Consider the following 22,604-nt stretch of genomic DNA (forward strand, 5'->3'; position numbering starts at 1 on the left):
CCGACAGAGGAAGCTTCTACAACGCTGTCCGTGACATCCTTGGTGCCGACCGCCCGCCAAGGCCGACCCGCGCGAGGCGCGCCGGTTCGTCCAAGGTCGATCCCCTCTGACAGCGTCAAGGCATCCTCGATGCCGACGCCCAGGTAGCGCCCAGTGCTGTCATCTTCGTATGACCGAGCAGCAGTTGAACAGCCCGGAGGCTGTCGGTCTTCTTATAAATCTGCGCCACCTTAGTCCGGCGCATGGACATGGAACTACCTCCTGTCCACCGAGCCCGCCCTTCTTCGGTCTTGCCGACACCGGTATGATATTTCGACCGAGGCCTGGTTTCCTCGCTACGCGCGGACGGCGGTCTCTCACTCTGGTCCAAGTCAACGACCGCTTTGGGAGCGAATGTGCTTTTCTCGGTACCGCCGGTCGTCAGGCCTTTGTGGGTCTGCGGGCCCGAATGGCGGTGATGCAGAGGTCTCGGTAGGGCGCGCAATGTTGTGCGGTCGGTGAACGAGGATTACTGCGCCGAACCGGATGGCCGTTGATGATCTGCTGCGCCGTCAGCGGTCACCGAAGCCGGCTTGCATGAAGAATGGCAGGTCGGGCTGGTGGCGCTTGATGCCGGTCGCCTGTTCGGGGGTGAGGCCGGTGTCACGAAGGAAGTCGGGCGGCAGGTCTTCGAGGGCGCGGCGCCGGGCGTGGGCGGCGCCGGTGCGGCGGGCTGTGGCGCTTACGGCAGCGAGCCAGCGGGTGAGGAGACCGGACCGGGGTTCGGCCACGAAGGTGCACGCGGGAACAGCTTTGGCAGGCATTGGTGACTCCTGTCTACATGGCATGGCCGTGATCCCGGAATACAGGGAAACCCCGAGTCGGTGCTTGAGGGCCGGATGGTGTTTTCTTGAGGGAATGCGGGGGAAAGCGTACGATGCCCCATGATCCTCGACTTCGCCCACTTCACGCTCGACACGGGCCGCGCCGAGTTGCGGAACGGCGACGCCGTGGTCGCGCTGGAGCCCAAGGTCTATGCACTGCTGCGGTTGCTGGTCGAGAACCATGACCGGGTGGTTAGCCGCGACGAGATGATCGCGGTCGTCTGGGGTGGGCGGTTCATCTCGGACGCTGCCGTTTCGACCGCGCTGAAGCAAGTACGCCGGGCCTTGGGCGATGACGGCGCGTCGCAAGTGTTCATCCGGACGCTGCACGGGATGGGCCACCGCTTTGTCGCCCCCGTGCGGATCAAGGCGGCGGCGGCTGCCGCGAGCCAGCCGGATACCACCGTGACCGACGACGCGCCGGGCGGGCAGCCGACGATTGCGGTCCTTCCCTTTGGCGCGACTGGGCTGCCGGAAAACTTCGCGTCCCTGAGTGATGCCCTGCCGGCCGAGATCATCTCGGCCCTGTCGCGGCTGCGCTGGCTGCGGGTGATCGCGCGGGAATCGAGTTTCCGCTATCGCGGCGCGGACGTTGATATTCAGGGTGTGCGGGCCGTGCTTGGCGCAGGGTATTGCCTGACCGGACGGGTGGAAATGCCGGGCGGGCGGATGGCGGTGACTGTCGATCTGGTCGATACGGCCCACGGGCGGCTGGTCTGGTCCGACCGGCTGGAAGGATCGCCCGACGATGTGCATGGCATGCGGCACAGCATCGTGCAGGCGGTGATCGCGGCGCTGGATTTGCAGATCCCGCTGGCCGAGGCAGCGCGGGCACGGACGCGGGCGGTCGAGGCGCTGGATGCCTGGAGCGCCTATCATCTGGGCCTGAGCCACATGTACCGCTTCAATGCCCGTGACAATGCGATTGCGGCGGGGCTGCTGCAGCGGGCGACGGAGCTTGATCCGGGGTTTGCAAGCGCCTTTGCTGCGCGGTCGTTCACCAGCTTTCAGAACGCGATGATGGGCTATACGGGCAACCGCGCCACCGAGGTTGACGCCGCCCGCGCCTTTGCCGAACGCAGTGTCGAACTGGACCCTCTCGACCCCCATGCCAATGTGGCGATGGGGCGGGTACCGATCCTGTCGGGGCATCCCGAGGACGGGCTCTTGTGGCTGGAGCGGTCGGTGGCGCTGAGCCCGAGCCATGCCAAGGGCCATTATTCCATGTCCTTCGTGCAGGCGATGAGCAGTCGACCGGGCGAGGCGCGCGACGCCGTCGATCTTGCAGTGGGCCTGAGCCCGCTCGATCCGCTGGTTGCGTCGATGCTGATGATGCGGGGGATTTCCTTTGGCATCGATGGCGACTTCGAAACCGCGGCGAAATGGACCGTCCGTGCCAGCCGCATGGCACCCACGCATTTCGGTGGGCTTGTGCTGACGGTGGCGATGTGCACCTTGAGCGGGCAGGACGAGGCGGCGACGCATTGGATTCAGATGCTGCGCGAGCGCAGGCCCGACGCTACATGGACGCAGTTTCTGGTAGGGTTGCCATTCCAGGATTCCGTCTTTCGCCAGAAACTCGTGTCTGCCCTGATTGCCGCCGGTTTGCCCGAGTGAGCCGCGTGTTCAGTCTGATGCCCTTCAGTTCGATCTTCGTGGCTCAGGCTTTCTTGCGAGCGGGTGAGGGCAGCGACGCAGAGGTCGCGGAAGCGGGCGAGGGTGGTGTCAGACCAATACGCACTCGAGCGGCGCTGAGGCCTCACAGTGGATCCTGGGATCGCACCAGATCGTCAGTGAACCCGGCACTTGAGTGCTGGCTGGATTTGAGAGCTGAATCTCTCGCAATTTTTGGGGTAGAGCCGGGCGAGAGCGTCAGCCGGGCAGGTTCGCCAGGACGTACTCGACTGCCCATTGCACGCCGCCACCATGCTGAAGTGTGATCGGATACATGCCTTGGTACTCGAGGGCCGTGTTGTCCGGCGACCATTCGGCCGCGACCGCAAACCATGTCATCGGCACAGCGCCCGCTTGGATCATCCTCTGGCAGGCGCGCTCGTGTGCTTCAGGGCTGAGGCCCCCCGAGGCATCGGCGACGAAAAAGACGTCGAAGCCGGCGCCCAGTGCCGAAATGGCGGTTTGCGCCAGGCAGACCTCTGTCCAGAGGCCGGCCATGACCAGCTTTGTCCGTCCGGTGGCCAGGACCGCCTCCACGAATGCCGGATCGGACCAAGCGTTGGTGTTCGTTCTGTCGATCGGCTCCACATCGGGCCAAAGTGCTCGGAGACCCTGAAACAACGGATCCTTCAGGGGGCCGGATCGACCGTTGATCGTGGTCAGCACCGTGGGCACGGCGAGCGTTCGCGCCGTCTTGGCCAAAGCCAGGACATTGTTGGTCAGAAGTTCAGGCGTGATCGAGTTCACGGGGAACGCAACCCAAGGCTGATGGTCGATCAGGCACAGGGCCGAATTCTTGATCGTGAGCGTATTGATTGTGTGCATTTTCAGGAGCTCCTTTCAGAAGAAAACTGCGCAGAGTGGCGCTGCCAAAGCGACACCGAGAGCCATAGAACGGCACAGCCGGCAACGATTTCAGCGATGGTCATGACGATGGGTGGCAAAGCGATCGCCGCGATGGTCGGCGCGGTGCCGATTGATCCATGGATGAATATATTGACGGACAGCTGGGAGATCTTGCCCTGCTGGTCAGGGTCGTAGAGTCGGGTGGCTTCACCGCGGCCTCTCGCCGGACCGGAACGCCGCAATCGACGATCAGCCGCCGCATCGCCGCCCTCGAACGCCGGCTGGGACAGACCCTGTTGTCGCGCACCACCCGACGTCTGGAACTGACGGAACCTGGGCAGCGGGTCTTCGACCATGCCAAGCAGATGCTCGCCCACGCCGAGGCTGCACAGGGCGCGATGGCTGAACTGCTCAGTGATCCCTCCGGCCTCTTGCGCGTCACCGCACCGCTTGTCCTGGGCCAGGCGCTGCTGACCGAAACCATCTCGCGGTTCCTTGCAGACCATCCCGCCATCCGCTTGACGCTGGAATGGACCGCGCGCGCCATCGATCCCGTCGAGGATGCCGTGGATGTGGCCATCCGGGTTGGGAAGCCGCGCGACTCGGCCGCCATGATGGTGACGCTGGGATCTGTGCGCAGCTGCCTTTACGCCCCGGGCAATTGGGCGGGTCCTGTTCCACGTCACCCCGACGAGCTTGCCGGGCACCCTGTCTTCGGACTCGGTCGCGCCGGAGCTAGCGACTCGCTCCGGTTTGTGCGTGGTCGCGAGAGGGCAGACGTGGCCGTGACCTGGCGCTTGCAAGCCAACGACACAGGGCCCGTGATCGCTGCCGCCGAAGCGTGCGCAGGCCTCGCTGTGCTTCCCAGTTTCGTCATCCCGACCGGCTGGAGCAGGCTCCTCGCCGACTGGCAGATGACACCGATGCCCGTCAACGCCTTGACCGCGCGGGGCCGTGGTTCCTTGCCGCGCGTTCGTCTGTTTCTGCAAGCTCTTCAGGAAACCTTCGCGAATTTTTCGAAGCAGGACGCTAGGTGACCGTGCCCTTTCGACATAACTGGCGGTTTGTTGCTGCTCCTTTGATCAGGTCATGTGCTGCAAAGGAGGTGAACCATGAACACAGGCAGAACGAATGAAATTCGAATGGACGCGGTTCGGGTCGCGTTGAGCCGCGGGCGTTAGCGGCGCCAAGTTGCGGATGACTGGGCGTCGGCTTTTCGGCGGTTCCGGCGGATGCGAACTCTGCAGATGTTCGCGTCCGTCACGCCTTAGTCTGCAACCGCTTCAATCAGGAGCGATCCCTCTCCGGGCGCACCAGCTGTGAGACCGCCCGCACCGGCGCTCTCGCCGAGTGGCGTGGTCTCTTCGCTGTTTGAGTTAAAGGTCGGGGTAGGGGTAACAGAGACTGGTCCGCAGTCGTCGGACAGCATCCCAACAGACGGATGACCTCGGGGCTCGTCTTGAAATAGCGAAAAGGGAAAGGTGTGGAGATCGCCGGGGGCTAGCGGGCACCGGTGTGCCCCCTCAAGCGAAATTCCTCTGACAACACCACGATGAGCCTGTCGTCGGTCTCGGTAATTCGCAATGCGCTGCGGCTTAGGCGTGTGAAGCTTTAAGGGCTCTAGGACGGCAGACAACCAGGGGGAACTCTCTAAACGATGCGACGTTAAAATTTTTGACAACCCACGATAATGTACATCTCAGGAGAAATCACGATGACCATTGCAAAGACATTTTTCGCGACGGCGCTAGCATCAACCTTACTCTCAACGGCAGTGTTTGCCCAAGATGCGGCATTCAAGTTGCCCGAGCAGTGCACCGCCGCAAAGGCTTCTGGCGGAATGGATCATTCGGACATGGGCCATGGTAATGCCCAAGCCACTCCGTCCGACGGCATGAACGCCGGCATGATGGGAATGATGGGCATGGGAGGGGTCGATCTTGAGTCGATGCCTGCACATGTCAAAGATAACATGGGCAAGATGATGGTCACGATGCCTGCGATGCACGAAGGCATGATGATCGAGAACCCCGACGTGGCCTTCGCCTGCGGAATGATTGCGCACCACCAAGGCGCCATCGACATGGCTAACGTGATGCTCGCACATGGCGAGAATCCGCAGATGCGCGCGTTGGCCGATGAAATCATCGCAGCACAAGTTGGTGAGATTGAGCAGATGACGTCATGGCTGGCGGAAAACGCGAACTGAAAAGAACGTGGTCGCGCAGTGTGGAGACACGCGCCTGCGTAGAAATGCCGCCCGAACGAGCCATCATGCGGAGTGCTTCTCCACCACACAGCCCGACCCCCGCATGCGGCCTCCACTGCGCTGTTAATTCAGTGGGCCGTTGACCAGGAAGTTGGAGGCGGGTACCGGAATCGAACCGGTCTTCACGGATTTGCAATCCGCTGCGTAACCTCTCCGCCAACCCGCCGCGAAGGTGGGTGTGGGATAGCGGATAGGGCGGGCGGCTGCAAGGGCTTCCTCCGGTCCGGCCGCAGGGTTGACTTGGGGTCGGGCCACGGTGATTGTCCGCGCCAGTCGGGCAGGGGCGCGGGCGCGTGCAGAAGATCCTTATCACCGGAAGCGCGGGTTTCATCGGCTTTCACCTGGCACGGCATCTCCTTGCGGCGGGCCACCGGGTGCATGGCTACGACGGGATGACCCCCTATTACGACGTGAAGCTGAAGGAAAAGCGCCATGCGATCCTGAGGGCGATGCCCGGGTTCACGGCCACGCAAGCGATGGTCGAGGATGTGGCAACGCTGGACCGGATCGGCGGCGACTTCGCACCCGATGTCATCATCCATCTCGCCGCGCAGGCCGGGGTCCGCTACAGTCTGACGCACCCGCGGTCTTACATCGAGACGAACTTTACCGGCAGTTTCAATGTGTTGGAACTGGCGAAGCGGTGCCGGGTCAAGCACCTTCTAATCGCCTCCACCTCATCGGTTTACGGCGCGAACCCTGAGATGCCGTTTCATGAGACGGACCGCACCGACCACCCGCTGACCGTCTACGCCGCCACAAAGAAGGCGGTCGAGGGTCTGTCGCATTCCTACGCGCATCTCTGGGACGTGCCGGTGACGCTGTTTCGCTTCTTCACCGTCTATGGCGAATGGGGCCGCCCGGACCTTGCCTATTTCAAGTTCGCGAAGGCGATCCTGCAGGGGCAGCCGATCGACGTCTACAACAACGGCGAGCTCTGGCGCGACTTCACCGCGGTCGAGGATCTGGTGGAGGGCGTCGGTCGGCTGATCCCGCTTGCGCCGCAGACGCCCGCCGCAAGGGGAACCCCTGTGGACGGTGACAGCCTCAGCCCCGTGGCGCCGCACCGGATCGTCAATGTCGGCAACAGCGACAAGGTGCATCTGATGGAGTTCATCGGGACCCTCGAAACCCTGCTGGGTCGCAAGGCGATCTGCAATTTCCTGCCGATGCAGCCCGGCGACGTGCCTGCGACCTGGGCCGACTGCTCGCTTCTCGAACGGCTGACCGGCTTTCGCCCCGAGACGGACCTTGCCACCGGGCTTGGTCGCTTCGTAGACTGGTACCGTGACTACACCCGCGTCTGACTGGCTATAGCGGCGGCCTGGCTCTGGCCCTAAGCAGGCCGGGCGCGATCCCCGATACTGGCGCGCGAAAACGCATTCGAAAGGACCGCCCCATGGAAGGCTTCGCAGGATTGAACGACATCGGGCAGGTGGTCGAGGCCGACCGCGCCCATGTCTGGCACCACCTCTCCCAGCACAAGCAGTATGACACGGGCGTCGATCCCCGCGTCATCGTCGAAGGCAAGGGGATGCGGGTCTGGGACGCCAAGGGGAAGGAACATATCGACGGTGTCTCGGGCGGGGTCTGGACGGTGAATGTGGGCTACGGCCGCGAATCCATCGCCAACGCCGTGCGCGACCAGCTGATCAAGCTGAACTATTTCGCCGGGTCCGCCGGGTCGATCCCCGGTGCGGTCTTCTCGAAGCGCCTGATCGAAAAGATGCCGGGCATGTCCCGCGTCTACTATTCCAACTCGGGGTCCGAGGCGAACGAGAAGGTCTACAAGATGGTGCGCCAGATCGCGCATCGGCACCACGGCGGCAAGAAGTGGAAGATCCTTTACCGGGACCGCGACTACCACGGCACGACCATCGCCGCACTTGCGTCGGCGGGCCAGGACCAGCGTGCCATGCAGTACGGACCCTTCCCGGACGGCTTTGTCCGGGTGCCGCATTGCCTGGAATACCGCAAGCAGTGGGAGGTCGAAAACTACGGCGAGCGCGCGGCTGACGCCATCGAAGAGGTCATCCTGCGCGAAGGCCCCGACAGCGTCGGCTGCCTGATCCTGGAGCCGGTGACGGCAGGCGGCGGCGTCATCGTCCCGCCCCAGGGCTATTGGGACCGCGTGCAAGAAATCTGCAAGAAATACAACATCCTGCTGGCCATTGACGAAGTCGTCTGCGGCGTGGGGCGCACCGGGGTCTGGTTCGGCTACCAGCACTACGGCATCCAACCCGACTTCGTGACCATGGCCAAGGGTGTCGCCTCGGGCTACGCGGCGATCTCGTGCACCGTGACCACCGAAGCCGTCTTCGAGATGTTCAAGGACGACCCCTCGGACCCGATGAGCTATTTCCGCGACATCTCGACCTTCGGCGGCTGCACCAGCGGCCCGGCCGCGGCGCTGGAGAACATGCGGATCATCGAGGATGAGGGGCTTCTGGCGAACACCCTGGCGATGGGCGACTACTGCCTTGGGAACCTCGCCGCGCTGATGGACAAGCACAAGGTCATCGGCGACGTCCGCGGCAAGGGGTTGTTCCTTGGAGCCGAACTGGTGTCTGACCGCGCGACCAAAGAGCCTGCGCCCGAGAAGATGGTCCAGGCCGTCGTCGCCGACTGCATGGCGCAGGGCGTGATCATCGGCGCCACCAACCGCTCGTTGCCGGGCCTGAACAACACGCTCTGCCTGAGCCCGGCGCTGATCGCGACGAAGTCTGACATCGACGAGATCACCACGGCGATCGATGGCGCGCTGACGCGGGTGTTTGGGTAAGGACTGAAGCCTGTTGCAGGCGGGGAGGGTGTCCGACGACGGGCACCCTTTTGCTATGGTGGGACTTCGATATGCGGTTTGCCCTTCACGGTGCGCAGCGAAGAGAAGCCACCCAAAAGGGCAGGGACATTGCCCCGTTCGCGGCGGCGATGTCATCCCTAGGTGCGGAGCAAAGCGATTTTGGCGCTGACCTCAGTTGCGCCCGGATCGTTGCGCTGTAGCGCACCCGACGAGGCACTTGCGACCCTGGGCCTTATCTCACCAGAGCGGCGATGATCGTGCCCCAGGTCACCGCGCCGCCAAGGACGGAGGGCACCAGCCACCAGCCGCTGCGCATCTGCGCGGATTCTGACAGGTCCTTCTGGCGGGCATCGGTGATCTGCATGGCATTCCCTCGTTTTACCAAGGTCATAGGCCAGACTGCGTCGGAACGCCTGCGGGCAGGAGGATAGTGTACTGTCCGGAAGGATAGGTCCGGCGGGGGTGGTTTTACCCGCCGGTCCCCTTACGCCACCCCGTAGCGCTTCCGGGCTTCCTTGAAGCTCATCAGCTTGCCCTCGACCGTGTCCCACAGATGCAGGTTCACCGACTGCAGGCTTTCGCGCACCGTCAGGCGCTGCGCTTCGGCCAGGGCGCGGTGGTCGCGGATCACCTCGGGCAGGCGGTAGAAGGGGATGCGGGAATAGAGGTGGTGGACGTGGTGGATGCCGATGTTGCCGGAAAACCAGCGCAGGGGCTGCGGCAGGATGTAGTGGGACGAGCCCTCCAAAGCGGCGTCGTGCAGCTGCCAGTCCTCACCTTTGGACCAGTGCGTTTCCTCGAACTGGTGCTGGACGTAGAAGAGCCAGACCCCCAGGGTCGCGGCCATCACCGAGGTGGGCAGGTAGATCAGGAGGACGGGCCAGAAGCCGCCGAACCAGATGATCAGGCCGACGGCGATGCCGATCATCGCATTGGTCCCCATCGCAGAGGTCCAGTAGCGCCAGCCGGATTTCATCAGACCCAGGGGCAGGCGATTTTGCAGCAGGAACAGGTAGCTCGGGCCAAGGACGAACAGCACGACCGGGTTGCGGTAAAGCCGGTACATCAGCCGTCCCCACCAGCCCCGGGCGCGGTATTCCTCGATCGTCAGGGTCAGGACGTCGCCGATCCCGCGCGCGTCAAGGTCGCCGTGGTGTGCATGGTGGATCGAATGCGTCCGCCGCCAGACGGCATAGGGCGTCAGGGTCAGCACCCCGAGCACCCGGCCCAACCAGTCCTGCGCGGTGCGGTTCTTCAGGAAGGAGCCATGCCCGCAATCATGCTGGATGATGAAGATGCGGACCAGGAAGCCGCCGTTCAACACGGCCAGCGCGAGCGCCAGCCAGGGGCTGACCGAAAGCGCCATCCAGGACAGGACCCAGAGTGCCAGGAACGGAACCAGCGTCGCTGCCAGTTCCCACAGGCTGCGGCGGGTCGAGGGTTCGCGGTAGCGGGCGAGGGTAGTCAGCCAGTCGCGGGCTGGGCGGTCGGCAAGGGTGTCGGGCATCGTGGCCTGCGGCATTCCCTCCGGCTTTTGCCGCGGCGGGGTCGGCTTGGCCTGCGGTAGAATTGCGCGGGCGCGCGCTTGTACCATCAGGCTGCTTCGGGTTAGGCGACACGGGGGCGAAGATCAACCGAATTGATGCGCGCCCGCAGTCACGTCCCGGCGATGTCTCTGCCCGGTCACGCTTGACTTCGCCCGCATCGATGCCGCTTGATCCGGCCCGACCCAAGCTCCGTGGTGCCATGGCCGCCATTCCCGTCGAAGCCTTCTACCTGACCCCCGGCGCTTCGGGGTCGCTGCAGCAGCAGATCCGGACCATGGTGACGCAAGGCATCCTTGCGGGCCGCTTTCGTCCAGGAAGCCGGATGCCATCCTCCCGCGGTCTGGCCGAGCATCTGGGCGTCAGCCGGATCACCGTGACGCTGGCCTATGCCGACCTTGTGTCGTCGGACTATCTGACGTCGGCGGGGCGGTCGGGTTACTTCGTGTCGGATACGGCCCCCCTGGCCCCCGAGTTCCCGCAGGCCGGACCGCCTGAGGAAGCCATCGACTTCAAGGGTTTGACCGGTGGTCGCTTTACCCTGGTTCCCCGGGTCGAGCGGCCCCAGGACTGGGACCGCTACCCCTATCCCTTCATCTACGGCCAGGCCGACCCGACGCTGTTCGATCACCAGAACTGGCGGCAGTGCGCGCTGCGGGCCCTGGGCAAGCGCGATTTCGCGGCGCTGACCACCGACTATTATGAACGCGACGACCCCCTGCTGATCCAGGAGCTGTTGCGCACCATCCTGCCCCGGCGCGGGATCGCGGCGCGGGAAGATGAGGTCTTGCTCACCTTAGGGGCGCAGAACGCCTTGTGGATCACCGCGACGGCCCTGCTGGGGCCGGGTCGGCGGGCCGTGGTGGAAAATCCCGGCTATGCGGCCTGGCGTGCCATCGTGGCGGCGACGGGGGCGACGGCGGTTCCGGTCGACGTCGACGCCCAGGGTCTGCCGGTTCAGGGCCTGGTGGCGGATGTGGTCTTCACCACCCCCTCGCACCAGTGTCCGACCAACGCGACCATGCCCGTCGACCGCCGTGTGGCCCTGCTGGAGGCGGCCGAAGCGCAAGGGTTCGTCATCATCGAGGACGATTACGAATTCGAGATGTCCTTCCTGAAGCCTGTCGCTCCGGCGTTGAAGTCCTTGGACCGCGGTGGCCGGGTGATCTATGCCGGGTCGTTTTCCAAATCGGTCTTTCCGGGGTTGCGGCTGGGGTATCTGGTCGGCCCGCCCGGCTTCATCGCCGAGGCGCGGGCGCTGCGCGGGTTGATGCTGAAACACCCGCCGGGCCATATCCAGCGGACGATGGCCTATTTCCTGGGCCTCGGACACTACGATGCCCTCGTCAACCGCATGAAGAACGCCTTCCGCCGCCGTCGTCAGGTGATGGCCGAGGCGATTGGGGCCGAGGGGCTGGAAGTTGCGGGGCAGGGCGGCTTTGGCGGGTCCTCGTTCTGGATGCGCGCGCCCGACGGCGTGGACACCGAGGCGCTGGCCTTGCGTCTGCGCGCTGACGGCGTGCTGATCGAACCGGGGCGGGCGTTCTTTGCGGGCGAGGGGCCGGGGAATTACTACCGGCTGGCCTATTCCTCGATCGCCCTGCCGAAGATTGCCGAGGGCGTGACGCGGATCGCTCAGGCGATCGCTCGTCGATGACTTCGTCACTCCTCGCCCGCGACGAGAAGACGAAGTCGCACGAGGAGCCGTCGCTGGCCCTACCGGGCCGAACCAACTGGCCCTAAGCACCTTTGGTGGGCGGAGATAGGTTGCGCGCAAATGGCCCGCGCGGGCCGCATGGGACATGGAGAGACGCGATGAAGATGACGACCGAGGAAGCTTTCGTGAAGGTCCTGCAGATGCACGGGATCGAGCATGCCTTCGGGATCATCGGGTCGGCCTTCATGCCGATCAGTGACATCTTCCCGAAGGCGGGCATCCAGTTCTGGGACTGCGCGCATGAAGGGTCCGGCGGCATGATGGCCGACGGGTTCACCCGGGCGTCGGGCAAGATGTGCATGATGATCGCGCAGAACGGGCCGGGGATCACCAACTTCGTGACGGCGGTGAAGACGGCCTACTGGAACCATACGCCCTTGCTGCTGGTCACGCCTCAGGCCGCGAACAAGACCATTGGGATGGGCGGCTTCCAGGAAGTGGAGCAGATGGCCCTGTTCAAGGACATGGTCTGCTACCAGGAGGAGGTCCGCGATCCCTCCCGCGTGGCCGAGGTGCTGAACCGCTGCATCCTGCAGGCCAAGCGCCAGTCGGCCCCGGCGCAGATCAACATGCCACGGGATTACTGGACCCAGGTAATCGACATCGCCTTGCCGGCGGTGGTGGAGTTCGAGCGGCCATCGGGCGGGGACGATGCGATGGCGGCGGCGGCGCAGCTTCTGTCCTCTGCCAAGTTTCCCGTGATCCTGAACGGTGCGGGCGTGGTGATCGGGGGTGCAATCCCGGCCTCGATGGCGTTGGCCGAACGCCTGACCGCCCCGGTCTGCGTGGGCTACCAGCACAACGACGCCTTCCCCGGCTCGCATCCCCTTTTCGCGGGCCCGCTGGGCTATAACGGGTCCAAGGCGGGGATGGAGCTGATTGCCCAGGCCGACGTGGTCCTGGCTTTGGGCACGCGGCTCAACCCGTTCTCGACCCTGCCGGGCTACGGGATCGACTATTGGCCCAAGGACGCCAAGGTGATCCAGGTCGACATCAACCCGAACCGGATCGGGCTGACCAAGCCGGTCTCGGTGGGGATCGTGGGCGATGCGAAGAAGGTGGCCGAGGGGATTCTGGCGCGCTTGTCGAAAACGGCAGGAGATGCGGGGCGGGCCGAGCGGAAGGCGCTGATCGCGCAGAAGAAGTCCGCCTGGGCGCAGGAACTGTCCTCGATGGACCACGAGCAGGACGATCCCGGCACCTCGTGGAACGACCGGGCGCGGAAGGCCAAGCCGGAGTGGATGTCGCCCCGCATGGCTTGGCGTGCGATCCAGTCCGCCCTGCCGCGCGAGGCGATCATCTCGTCGGACATCGGCAACAACTGCGCCATCGGCAACGCTTATCCGTCGTTCGAGGCGGGGCGGAAGTATCTTGCTCCCGGCCTTTTCGGGCCTTGCGGTTACGGGCTTCCCAGCATCATTGGCGCGAAGATCGCCTGCCCGGATACGCCTGTCGTGGGCTTTGCCGGTGACGGGGCTTTTGGCATCGCGGTCACGGAACTGACCGCCATCGGACGCGCCGAATGGCCCGCGATCACCATGGTCGTGTTCCGGAACTACCAGTGGGGCGCCGAAAAGCGGAACTCGACGCTGTGGTATGACGACAACTTCGTCGGGACCGAACTGGACGAGGGCGTGTCTTACGCCGGGATCGCCCGGGCCTGCGGCTTGCAGGGCGTGCAGGCGCGGACGATGGATGAGCTGACGGCGGCGCTGCGGACGGCCATCGATGACCAGATGGCGGGCAAGACCACGCTGATCGAGGCCTTGATCAACCAGGAACTGGGCGAGCCCTTCCGCCGCGACGCGATGAAAAAGCCGGTCGAGGTGGCGGGGATCTCCAAGGCCGACATGCGGCCGCAGGTCGTCTGATGCCCTTTGACCTCGGGCCGCTGGCACTTCTGTGGCTGGCGGTCGCCTGTCTGGTGGCGGGCTTTGTGCGGGGCTATTCCGGATTCGGATTTTCGGCGCTGCTGATCGCGGCCGCCAGTATTGTGACCAATCCGCTTAACTTCGTGGCTGTTGTCGTCATTCTGGAAACGGTGATGTCGTTGCAAGCCGCAAAGGGCGCCGGGCCGGACGTCGACTGGAAGCGGGTCGGCTGGTTGTTGGGCGGGGCGGCGATTGGCTTGCCGCTGGGGTTGTGGATTCTGACCGGGGTTTCGGAAGACACCGCGCGCGCGGTGGTTTCCGGCTACGTCCTCCTCATGTGCGTCGTGCTTCTGGCGGGCTGGCGGCTGTCGCGTGAGGTGACCGGGCTGCCAAACGGCGTGGCGGGCGTGATCTCGGGCCTCGCCAACGCGCCGGGGATGGGGGGCCTGCCGGTGGCGGCCTTCTTTGCAGCACAACCGATGTCGGCAAGCGTATTCCGGGCGACGCTGATCGCATATTTTCCGCTTTTGGACATCTACTCTGCCCCGCTTTACTGGCTTGCGGGGCTGGTCAGTTGGGACACGCTTTGGGCCAGCCTGATCGCCCTGCCGCTGACGCTGCTGGGCAACTGGCTGGGCGGGCGGCATTTCTTCGGCACCGACCCGCAGGAGTTCCGCAGGTTCGCGATCATCCTTTTGGCCGGGCTTGCCGTGCTGGGGCTTGGGAAGGCGCTGGTCTGATGTGGCTGATCGTCAACGCCGGGTCGTCGTCCTTGAAGCTGAAGGCCTTTGACAAAGACGTCGAGGTCGCCAAGGCCTTCGTAGGCGAGATCGGGCCGGATGGACACGCGGCGGCGATGGCCAAGGGGCTGGCGCAGGCTGGCGTCCCGGTGGAGCGACTGACCGCCGCCGCGCATCGGGTGGTGCATGGCGGGGCCGGGCTGACGTCGACGTGCCGGGTCACGGATGCGGTGCTGGGGCAGATCCGGGACTGCGTGCCGCTGGCGCCTTTGCACAACCCGGCGAATCTGGTGGGGATCGAGGCGGTTGCGGCACTGGCTCCGCATCTGCCGCAATACGCGGCCTTCGACACGGCCTTCCATGCGACAAACCCCGAGGTTGCGGTGACCTATGCCCTCCCGCTGCCCGAGCGGGAACGGGGCCTGCGACGCTATGGGTTCCACGGGATCAGCTATGCCGCTCTGGTGCGCGTCCTGCGGGGGCAGGGTCCGCTGCCGGGGCGCATGCTGGCCTGCCATCTGGGCAACGGCTGTTCGTTGGCGGCGATCCGCGACGGGCAGTCGGTGGCGACCACGATGGGCTATTCGCCGCTGGACGGGCTGACGATGGGCACGCGCGCGGGCGGGATCGACGGCAACGCGGTCCTGCGGCTGGCCGAGGTGCACGGGGTTCAGGGTGCGGCGCGCATCCTCAATCGGGAGAGCGGGCTCCTGGGTCTTGGCGGCCACAGCGACGTGCGTGCGCTGCATTCGGCCGGGACGCCCGATGCAGACTTCGCATTGCGGCATTTCGCCTATTGGGCGGTGCGACACGCGGGATCGATGGTGGCGGCGATGGGCGGCCTCGATGCCATCGTGTTCACCGGAGGGATCGGCGAGAACGATCCCTGGATGCGGAAGGAAATCCTGTCCGGCCTTTCGTTCATGGGAGTATCTCCCGACCTTTCCGCCAATGACCGGAACGAAACCATGCTTCATGATCCGACTTCGCGTGTCATTATCCTTCTTGTGCCAGCCGACGAGGAGCGCCAGATTGCCCTTGAGGCGCAGGCCGTCATGTCTGGCCAAGCGCAGGCCGCGAAGGCCGGGGAGGGCGCGTGAACCAGCCGCGGGTGGAGACTCAGAGGGAGGTCGGCGACGAGGTCCGCCAGACCACCTGCTACATGTGTGCCTGCCGCTGCGGCATCAACGTGCACATGAAGTCGGGCAAGGTCGCCTACATCGAGGGCAACCGGGACCATCCGATCAACAAGGGCGTCCTCTGTGCGAAAGGGGCGTCGGGGATCATGCAGGTGACCGCGCCCAGCCGCCTGAGCGCGCCGCTGCGCCGGGTGGGGCCGCGCGGGTCCGGGGCCTTCGAGGTGATCTCCTGGGAGGAGGCGCTGTCGACGGCGGTTTCCTGGATGAAACCCCTCCGCGAGACGGCTCCGGAGAAGCTGGCCTTCTTCACGGGACGCGACCAGTCGCAAAGCCTGACCGGATGGTGGGCGCAGAACTTCGGCACGCCGAACTATGCCGCGCACGGGGGCTTCTGTTCGGTGAACATGGCGGCGGGGGGCATCTACACCATCGGCGGGGCTTTCTGGGAATTCGGCCAGCCGGACTGGGAGCGGACGAAGCTGTTCGTGATGTTCGGGGTGGCCGAGGATCATGACAGCAACCCCATCAAGATCGGCATCGGCAAGCTGAAGGCCCGGGGCGCGCGGGTGATTTCCGTCAACCCGGTACGGACGGGTTATTCGGCGGTGGCCGATGACTGGATCGGGATCACGCCAGGAACCGATGGGCTTTTGATCCTGTCGCTGATCCATTGCCTCTTGGAGGCGGGGAAGGTCGACCTTGATTACCTGGCGCAGTGGACGAACGCTCCCCTTTTGGTGAATGAGGCCGAGGGGGCGGAGAAGGGCCTGTTCGTGAAAAACGCCGAAAGCCAGCCCTTTGTGATCGACCGCCGGTCAGGTCACCCCGCACCGTGGGATGGGAAGGGCGTGCAGCCCGACCTCGGGGCCGAGTGGCAGGGGAACCGGACGGTCTTTCGGCACATGGCCGAGGAGTATCTGACGCCGGAGTACGCGCCGGAAGCCGTGGCGTCTCGCTGCGGCGTCACGCCCTCGCGTATCCGGGCGTTAGCGGCAGAGCTGGCCGAGGTGGCCTTCGATCAGGCGATCACGCTGGACCAGCCCTGGACCGACTTTCGCGGCAACGAACACGCGGACATGCCGGGCCGCCCGGTCAGCTTCCACGCGATGCGCGGGATTTCGGCGCATTCCAACGGCTTTCAGACCGCGCGCGCGCTGCATCTGCTGCAGATCATCCTTGGGTCACTGGAGACCCCCGGCGGCTACCGGCTGAAACCGCCCTACCCGAAACCCATCGAGGCCCACCCGACGCCGCATTTCGTCACCACGCCCGGCAAGCCATTGACCGGGCCGCATCTGGGCTACGTGCGCTCGCCGGACGACCTGTGCCTGCTGCCTGATGGCTCGCCCGCGCGCATCGACAAGGCGTTCAGCTGGGAAAACCCGTTTTCGGCGCATGGGTTGATGCACATGGTAATCCCCAACGCTCATGCCGGGGACCCCTACAGGATCGACACGCTGTTCCTCTATATGGCGAACATGTCGTGGAATTCGTCGATGAACTCCACCCGCGTGATGGAGATGCTGACCGAGCAGAAGGACGGCGAATATGTGATCCCCCGGATCATCTACTCCGACGCCTATGCCAGCGAGATGGTGGCCTATGCCGACCTGATCCTGCCCGACACGACTTATCTGGAACGCCACGATTGCATTTCACTTCTGGACCGCCCGATAAGCGAGCCTGATGCGGCGGGCGATGCCATCCGCTGGCCGGTGCTGGAGCCGGACCGTGAGGTCAGGTGCTTCCAGTCGGTGCTTCTGGACCTTGGCGCAAGGCTCGGCCTGCCCGGAATGGTGAACGAGGATGGCTCGCCGAAGTTCAAGGACTACGCCGACTACATCGTCAATCACCAACGCAGACCCGGTGTCGGCCCGTTGATGGGATTCCGGGGCAATGGCGAGGCGCAAGGCCGGGGCGCGCCGAACCCCGAGCAGATGGAGCGCTATATCGAGAACGGGGCCTTCTACCAGGCGCATGTTCCCGCCGAGGCAAGCTTTTTCAAACCCTGGAACGCCGCCTATCAGGATTGGGCGGTGAAGCTGGGCCTGTACGAATCCCCGCAACCCTACCTTTTCAACATCTGGTCCGAACCCCTGCGCCGCTTCCAGCTTGCCGCCGAGGGCTTCGGCCCCCGCCAGCCGCCCGACCACCTGCGCGACCGCTTGAAACAGGCGATGCATCCCCTGCCGATCTGGTACGCGCCCTTCGGGGATGAGGACGCGGCCTTCGGCTATCCGGTCCATGCCCTGACGCAAAGGCCGATGGACCACTACCACTCCTGGGGCAGCCAGAACGCCTGGCTGCGGCAGATCAAGGGGCACAACTACCTCTATCTGCCGACGAAGATCTGGGAGGTGCAGGGTTTTGCCGAGGGTGACTGGGCAAGGGTGTCCAGCCGCGCGGGGACCATCGTGGTGCCGGTGGCGCATATGGCGGCGCTGAACGAGAACACGGTCTGGACCTGGAACGCCATCGGCAAGCGCAAGGGCGCCTGGGCGCTGGACGAAGGTGCGCCAGAGGCGACGACGGGGTTCCTGCTGAACCATCTGATCTCGGAGCTCTTGCCGGACCGCAACGGCGTGCGGCTGTCGAACTCTGATCCGGTGACGGGGCAGGCGGCATGGTTCGACCAGCGGGTGCGGGTCGAGCGGGTCGCGGCGGAAGATCATGTGCGGGGAACGGTGGAGCCGATGTTCGAAAAGCTGCCCGACCCGCCGCGCGAAGGTGGGGGCCCGATCAGAAACGGTGGCCAAAATTCTTCGAAGAATTTTGCAGAAAGTCTTCGAAAACTTTTGCGGCTCCCGGAGGGGACACGATGACCGCACTGCCGCACTCGACCGCCAAGAAGCTTGGTCTGGTGATCGACCTTGACACCTGCGTCGGCTGTCAGGCCTGCGTCACCGCCTGCAAGGGCTGGAACGACGCCGGCATCGGCCTGTCGGACCAGGACCCCTATGGCGCCGATCCCTCGGGGACCTTCCTGAACCGGGTCCATTCCTATCAGGTCACTGTGCCGGACGCCCCGGCGCAGGTGGTGACCTTCCCGCGTTCGTGCCTCCACTGCGACGACGCGCCTTGCGTCACCGTCTGCCCGACGGGGGCCAGCTACAAGCGGGCCGAGGACGGGATCGTGCTGGTCAACGAAGATGCCTGCATCGGCTGCGGCCTTTGCGCCTGGGCCTGCCCTTACGGCGCGCGCGAGATGGATGCGGCCCAAGGTGTGATGAAGAAATGCACGCTCTGCGTCGATCGGATCTACAACGAGACTCTGCCCGAAGAAGACCGTGAGCCTGCCTGCGTCCGCACCTGCCCGACCAATGCCCGCCACTTCGGCGATCTTGCGGACCCCGACAGCAAGGTGTCGCAACTGGTGGCCGCGCGGGGCGGCTATGACCTGATGCCCGACATGGGGACGAAGCCGACGAACAAGTATCTGCCACCCCGCGCGAAGGGGCCGGGGACGGCCAGCCCGCTGGCACCGCTCCTGGACATCAAGGCCACCGGGATCGCTGGCTGGCTGGACCGGATGCTGGGGAAGATCTGAATGCATCCCGCCCCCTCCGTCATCCTGTTTTCGACCCTGTCCGGACTGGGCTTCGGATTCCTTGCCTTTCTGGGCTGGGGGGCGCCGACGCCATCCGGCTGGGTGGCCTTCTTCCTCTGGGCGCTGGGCTACGGGCTGGCGGTCGGGGGGCTTCTGGCCTCGACCTTTCACCTCGGCAATCCGAAGAACGCGCTGAAGGCCTTCAGTCAATGGCGCACAAGCTGGCTTTCGCGCGAGGCATGGGCCTCGGTCGCGTCGTTGCTCAGCCTTTCTCCGGTGGCGCTGTCCGACATCTTCGGGCTGGGCCTGCCGCGGCTTGTCGGGCAGGTGGGCGGTGTGCTTGCCCTGCTGACCGTCTTCACCACGGCGATGATCTACACCCAGATCAAGGCCGTCCCGCGCTGGCACCACTGGTTGACGCCGGTGATGTTCCTTGGCTTTGCGGTGGCGGGAGGGGCGCTTCTGTCCGGGCACGCCTGGGCCCCGGTCCTGCTTCTGGCGGTGGGAGCAGTGTTGTGGGCGGTCTGGCGCGTCGGCGACGGGGCCTTTGCGAGGGCCGGGCAGACGATGGGAACGGCGACGGGTCTTGACCGGCTGGGCGTGCCCTCGGTCTTCGATCCGGCGCATACGGCGGGCAACTACCTCAAGCGCGAGATGATCTTCGTGGTGGGGCGCAAGCATGCGGCCAAGCTGCGGATGCTGGCACTGGTGCTGGCCTCGGCGCTGCCGGCACTGGTCCTGATCTTGCCGCTGGGAGGGGCGGGAATCGCGCTGGCGGGCCTGATGCACCTTGCGGGGGCGCTGGCGGCGCGCTGGCTGTTCTTCGCAGAAGCCGAGCACGTCGTGGGGCTTTACTACGGCGCGCGGGGATGATCCTTTGCGGCCATGAGCGCCTTCAAGTCCTATGACATCCGCGGCCGTCTCGGGACGGACCTGACCGAAGCCATCGTCCACCGGATCGCCCGGGCCTTTGCCACGGTGACCGGGGCGGACGCCGTGGTTCTGGCCCGCGACTGCCGCGAAAGCTCACCGGGCCTTGCCGATGCGGTGGCGGCGGGGCTGGTGGCGCAAGGGGTTCGGGTGCTGGACCTTGGACTTGCCGGGACCGAAGAGATGTACTTCGCCACCGCCCATCTTGGGGCAGGGGGCGGGATCTGCGTCACGGCCTCGCACAATCCGCGCGAATACAACGGGATGAAGCTTGTCGGTCGCGGGGCGGTGCCCCTTCCGGATGCGGATTTCGCGCGAATCCGCAGCCTGACCGAGGGCGGGGCGGAGTTTTCCGCCGCTCCCCAAGGTGGGCGCGAGGACTGGTCCACTGTCCGCGCCGATTACGTGGCACATGTGGTGGCTTTGGTGGGGCAGGGGATCGGGCCGCTGCGGCTGGTGATGAATGCCGGAAACGGTGCGGCCGGGCCGACGCTTGACGCCCTGGCCGAGGGATTGGCGGCGCGGGGGGCGCAGCTGGATCTGGTCCGGATGCACCACGATCCCGACGGCAGCTTTCCAAACGGCATCCCGAACCCCCTTTTGCCCGCGAACCGCCCAGTGACCGCCAAGGCGGTGCAGGCGGCTGGCGCGGATTTCGGCGTGGCGTTCGACGGTGATTTCGACCGCTGTTTCCTTTTCGACGGCGAAGGTGGCTTTGTCGACGGCGAGCATGTTGTGGCGCTGCTGGCTGCGGCGCATCTGGTCAGCGATCCCAAGGCCACGATCATCCATGACCCGCGGGTGATCTGGGCCGTTCAGGATGCTGTGCAGCGGGGCGGTGGGCGGTCGGTCCTGACGCCGACGGGCCACGTCTTCCTCAAGGCCGCGATGCGGCGCGAGGGTGCGGTCTACGGCGGCGAGATGAGCGCGCACCACTATTTCCGTGGCTTCATGGCCTGCGATTCGGGGATGATCCCCTGGCTTATGGTGGCGCGATTGGCCAGCCAGTCAGGGCGAAACCTGACCGAGATGGTCGGCGCGCTGCGTCGCGACTTCCCCTCTTCCGGAGAGATCAACTTCCGCGTCGACGACCTTCCCTCGGTGGTCCGGCGGGTCGAGACGGCGCTGGCACCGCAGGCCCGGTCGACCGACCGCACCGACGGTCTAAGCCTGGATTTTGGCGACTGGCGGATGAACCTGCGCGCGTCGAACACCGAACCCTTGTTGCGGCTGAACGTCGAGGCGCGGGGAGACGCGGGCCTGGTGGCCGAGGGCGTGGCCCGCGTCAGCGGTCTGATCGAGGGCTGACGCCCTCAGGCCGATACGGTGGCCGAGACCGTGGTGCTGGCGGGCTGCTTGCGCAGCATGGGCCAGCCGCGGCGGAAAACCGGGATCACCGGCAGGTCGTCGGCCAAAGCCTGCAGGCGGTTTTCGCGCTGCTGCAGGCGGGCAATCTCGGCCCGGATATCGGAAAGTTCGTCGGCGAGGGTAAGTCTGGAAGCGGCCATCGTGGTCCTCCTTTGTTCTACTTGGCCAGCATCGACTCGATTCCTGAAGACTTCGCTAAGTGACAGATCGAATTCGGATTGTTTCTGCCTTGGCGGCTTGTCTTGAAAGGCCGCAACGCGCACCCTTCGGTCAGCTTGCAAGGTGGGAGCCATGTGGGAGTTCAGTATTTTCCGGGCACTGGGTCTTATGGTCCGGACGTGGCCCTTCGTCCTGTTGCGCGCGCTGGTCTATCTGGCGATTGCCGTTGCTCTGGTCGTGGCCGCGGGCGCCGGTGCCTGGATCGGCACTGTCCTGGCTGATCTGTGGATGCAGCCGAACTCGGCTTTCGCCGGGCTTTGGGGCGGTGCCGTCGGCCTTGCGCTGGGGGTTCTGGTGGTCGCTCTCCTGCGCGGACGGCTGCTGTACCGGGTGACGACCGGGCACCTTGCGGTGATGGTCGAGGCGCTTGATCGTCGCCCCCTGCCACTCGGCACCGGGCAGATCGCACTTGGCAGGGCCATCGTTGCCGACCGGTTCGGCGACGCGCCGGCTCTGCTGGCGCTGGACAAGCTGGTCCGCGGCGTGATCCGCACCGCGACCGGGCTGGTGGACGGCCTTCTGGTCGACATCCTGCCGATTGCCGTCCTGGACCGTCTGGCCCGGGCCACCGGCCTTCGCCTTCGGCTTGCGCTTTGGTTGATCGAAGGCGTCGTTCTGGCCCATGCGACCCGGACCCGGTCCGAAAATGCCTGGGAAGCCGCGCATGATGGCCTGGTCCTTTACACTCAGAATGCCAGGCCGCTGATCACAAATGCGCTCTGGCTGTCCCTGGTCGGCTGGGCGCTGGCAGGGGTGGTGGCGCTGGCGGCCTTGTCCCCTGCGGCGACGGTTGCAGCGGCCCTGCCCGAGGTGCCCTGGACGGCCCCGCTTCTGGCGGCGGTCCTTGGCTGGGCGGTCAAGGCCGCGCTTTATGATCCGCTGGCGCTGGCCTGCATGCTGCAGCTTCACCTGCGCCTGACCGAGGGTCAGGATCCTCTGCCCGAATGGCGCGGACGGCTGACCCAGGTTTCGGACAAGTTCCGCCACCTGGGCGAACGCGCGCTTGGCTGGCGATCGGGGACAGCGCAGGACGCCTGACCCCGGCCAGCCGGTCTGGGGCAATGCATGAAATCG

Annotated in this window: 19 protein-coding genes, 1 tRNA gene and 2 pseudogenes; 15 read left to right on the top strand and 7 right to left on the bottom strand. The window is 65.3% G+C overall.

The annotated features are described in order from the left end of the window. Window positions 1-92: 92 nt before the first annotated feature. Together Q0C42_RS15035 and Q0C42_RS15040 are read right to left on the bottom strand one after the other, a co-directional pair. Window positions 93-247, bottom strand: a pseudogene (locus Q0C42_RS15035) (integrase); the annotation flags it as partial. A gap of 304 nt (window positions 248-551) precedes the next feature. Next, the gene (locus tag Q0C42_RS15040; RefSeq protein ID WP_295077512.1) at window positions 552-803 is read right to left on the bottom strand and encodes a hypothetical protein; all 252 of its coding nucleotides are present in this window, start codon (window positions 801-803) and stop codon (window positions 552-554) included. Window positions 804-923: 120 nt separating this feature from the next. Here Q0C42_RS15040 and Q0C42_RS15045 point away from each other — a divergent pair, with 120 nt between their 5' ends. After that, on the top strand, window positions 924-2,480 hold the full coding sequence (locus Q0C42_RS15045) for a winged helix-turn-helix domain-containing protein (RefSeq protein WP_295077513.1): 1,557 nt from the start codon (window positions 924-926) through the stop codon (window positions 2,478-2,480). Between the two features lie 255 nt (window positions 2,481-2,735). On the opposite strand, the gene Q0C42_RS15050 is transcribed toward Q0C42_RS15045, so the two are convergent. Continuing rightward, entirely contained in the window at window positions 2,736-3,362 is a 627-nt protein-coding gene (locus Q0C42_RS15050; RefSeq protein WP_295077515.1) for a hydrolase, read from the bottom strand. 158 nt (window positions 3,363-3,520) lie between these two features. On the opposite strand from Q0C42_RS15050, the pseudogene Q0C42_RS21655 reads away from it, so the two are divergent. The 3 genes and pseudogenes from Q0C42_RS21655 to Q0C42_RS15065 all read left to right on the top strand — a co-directional run. Beyond that, window positions 3,521-3,664: pseudogene (locus Q0C42_RS21655) on the top strand (LysR family transcriptional regulator); the annotation flags it as partial. Window positions 3,665-3,748: 84 nt separating this feature from the next. Continuing rightward, complete coding sequence (locus tag Q0C42_RS15060; protein ID WP_295077521.1) at window positions 3,749-4,420, top strand: substrate binding domain-containing protein; 672 nt, start codon at window positions 3,749-3,751, stop codon at window positions 4,418-4,420. 677 nt (window positions 4,421-5,097) lie between these two features. Further along, entirely contained in the window at window positions 5,098-5,592 is a 495-nt protein-coding gene (locus Q0C42_RS15065) for a DUF305 domain-containing protein (protein WP_295077524.1), read from the top strand. Between the two features lie 152 nt (window positions 5,593-5,744). Here Q0C42_RS15065 and Q0C42_RS15070 read toward each other — a convergent pair. After that, window positions 5,745-5,818: transfer RNA gene (locus tag Q0C42_RS15070), tRNA-Cys, on the bottom strand. A 127-nt stretch (window positions 5,819-5,945) separates the two neighbouring features. On the opposite strand from Q0C42_RS15070, the gene Q0C42_RS15075 reads away from it, so the two are divergent. Both Q0C42_RS15075 and tpa read left to right on the top strand, forming a co-directional pair. Then, window positions 5,946-6,959 carry an SDR family NAD(P)-dependent oxidoreductase gene (locus tag Q0C42_RS15075; protein ID WP_295077527.1) on the top strand — a complete coding sequence of 338 codons (1,014 nt, stop codon included), beginning with the start codon at window positions 5,946-5,948 and terminating at the stop codon, window positions 6,957-6,959. 92 nt (window positions 6,960-7,051) lie between these two features. Next, the gene (gene tpa / locus Q0C42_RS15080) at window positions 7,052-8,434 is read left to right on the top strand and encodes a hypotaurine--pyruvate aminotransferase Tpa (protein WP_295077530.1); all 1,383 of its coding nucleotides are present in this window, start codon (window positions 7,052-7,054) and stop codon (window positions 8,432-8,434) included. A 253-nt stretch (window positions 8,435-8,687) separates the two neighbouring features. On the opposite strand, the gene Q0C42_RS15085 is transcribed toward tpa, so the two are convergent. Beyond that, window positions 8,688-8,819, bottom strand: a complete 132-nt coding sequence (locus tag Q0C42_RS15085) for a hypothetical protein (protein ID WP_295077533.1) — start codon at window positions 8,817-8,819, stop codon at window positions 8,688-8,690. Window positions 8,820-8,939: 120 nt separating this feature from the next. Continuing rightward, window positions 8,940-9,977, bottom strand: a complete 1,038-nt coding sequence (locus tag Q0C42_RS15090) for a fatty acid desaturase (RefSeq protein ID WP_295077783.1) — start codon at window positions 9,975-9,977, stop codon at window positions 8,940-8,942. A 185-nt stretch (window positions 9,978-10,162) separates the two neighbouring features. Between Q0C42_RS15090 and Q0C42_RS15095 the strand changes: the two genes are divergently transcribed. The 8 genes from Q0C42_RS15095 to Q0C42_RS15130 all read left to right on the top strand — a co-directional run bounded on the left by Q0C42_RS15095 (window position 10,163) and on the right by Q0C42_RS15130 (window position 21,251). Next, entirely contained in the window at window positions 10,163-11,656 is a 1,494-nt protein-coding gene (locus Q0C42_RS15095; protein WP_295077536.1) for a PLP-dependent aminotransferase family protein, read from the top strand. Window positions 11,657-11,814: 158 nt separating this feature from the next. Beyond that, entirely contained in the window at window positions 11,815-13,587 is a 1,773-nt protein-coding gene (xsc, locus tag Q0C42_RS15100; RefSeq protein ID WP_295077539.1) for a sulfoacetaldehyde acetyltransferase, read from the top strand. Next, window positions 13,587-14,327, top strand: a complete 741-nt coding sequence (locus tag Q0C42_RS15105; RefSeq protein ID WP_295077542.1) for a sulfite exporter TauE/SafE family protein — start codon at window positions 13,587-13,589, stop codon at window positions 14,325-14,327. The genes xsc and Q0C42_RS15105 overlap by 1 nt, the downstream gene beginning before the upstream one ends. Next, window positions 14,327-15,427 (top strand): acetate kinase, encoded by a 1,101-nt coding sequence (locus Q0C42_RS15110; protein ID WP_295077545.1) that lies wholly within the window; start codon window positions 14,327-14,329, stop codon window positions 15,425-15,427. Before Q0C42_RS15105 ends, Q0C42_RS15110 begins: the two co-directional genes overlap by 1 nt. Beyond that, window positions 15,424-18,288, top strand: coding sequence for a molybdopterin-dependent oxidoreductase (locus tag Q0C42_RS15115; protein ID WP_295077548.1), 2,865 nt, complete (start codon window positions 15,424-15,426; stop codon window positions 18,286-18,288). The genes Q0C42_RS15110 and Q0C42_RS15115 overlap by 4 nt, the downstream gene beginning before the upstream one ends. Further along, window positions 18,285-19,013 carry a 4Fe-4S dicluster domain-containing protein gene (locus Q0C42_RS15120; protein ID WP_295077551.1) on the top strand — a complete coding sequence of 243 codons (729 nt, stop codon included), beginning with the start codon at window positions 18,285-18,287 and terminating at the stop codon, window positions 19,011-19,013. Before Q0C42_RS15115 ends, Q0C42_RS15120 begins: the two co-directional genes overlap by 4 nt. After that, window positions 19,014-19,886, top strand: coding sequence for a DmsC/YnfH family molybdoenzyme membrane anchor subunit (locus Q0C42_RS15125; RefSeq protein ID WP_295077554.1), 873 nt, complete (start codon window positions 19,014-19,016; stop codon window positions 19,884-19,886). 12 nt (window positions 19,887-19,898) lie between these two features. Next, window positions 19,899-21,251: a phosphomannomutase gene (locus Q0C42_RS15130; protein ID WP_295077557.1), complete on the top strand. Its 1,353-nt coding sequence runs from the start codon at window positions 19,899-19,901 to the stop codon at window positions 21,249-21,251. 5 nt (window positions 21,252-21,256) lie between these two features. Here Q0C42_RS15130 and Q0C42_RS15135 read toward each other — a convergent pair whose 3' ends face one another. Beyond that, a complete protein-coding gene (locus tag Q0C42_RS15135; protein ID WP_295077560.1) occupies window positions 21,257-21,451 on the bottom strand; it encodes a hypothetical protein in 195 nt (64 codons plus the stop codon). 151 nt (window positions 21,452-21,602) lie between these two features. Between Q0C42_RS15135 and Q0C42_RS15140 the strand changes: the two genes are divergently transcribed. Further along, on the top strand, window positions 21,603-22,568 hold the full coding sequence (locus Q0C42_RS15140; RefSeq protein ID WP_295077562.1) for a hypothetical protein: 966 nt from the start codon (window positions 21,603-21,605) through the stop codon (window positions 22,566-22,568). Window positions 22,569-22,604 lie beyond the last annotated feature (36 nt).

It is taken from the genome of Tabrizicola sp. (assembly GCF_022842145.1).
In the GTDB taxonomy this organism is placed as follows: Bacteria; Pseudomonadota; Alphaproteobacteria; order Rhodobacterales; family Rhodobacteraceae; genus Tabrizicola.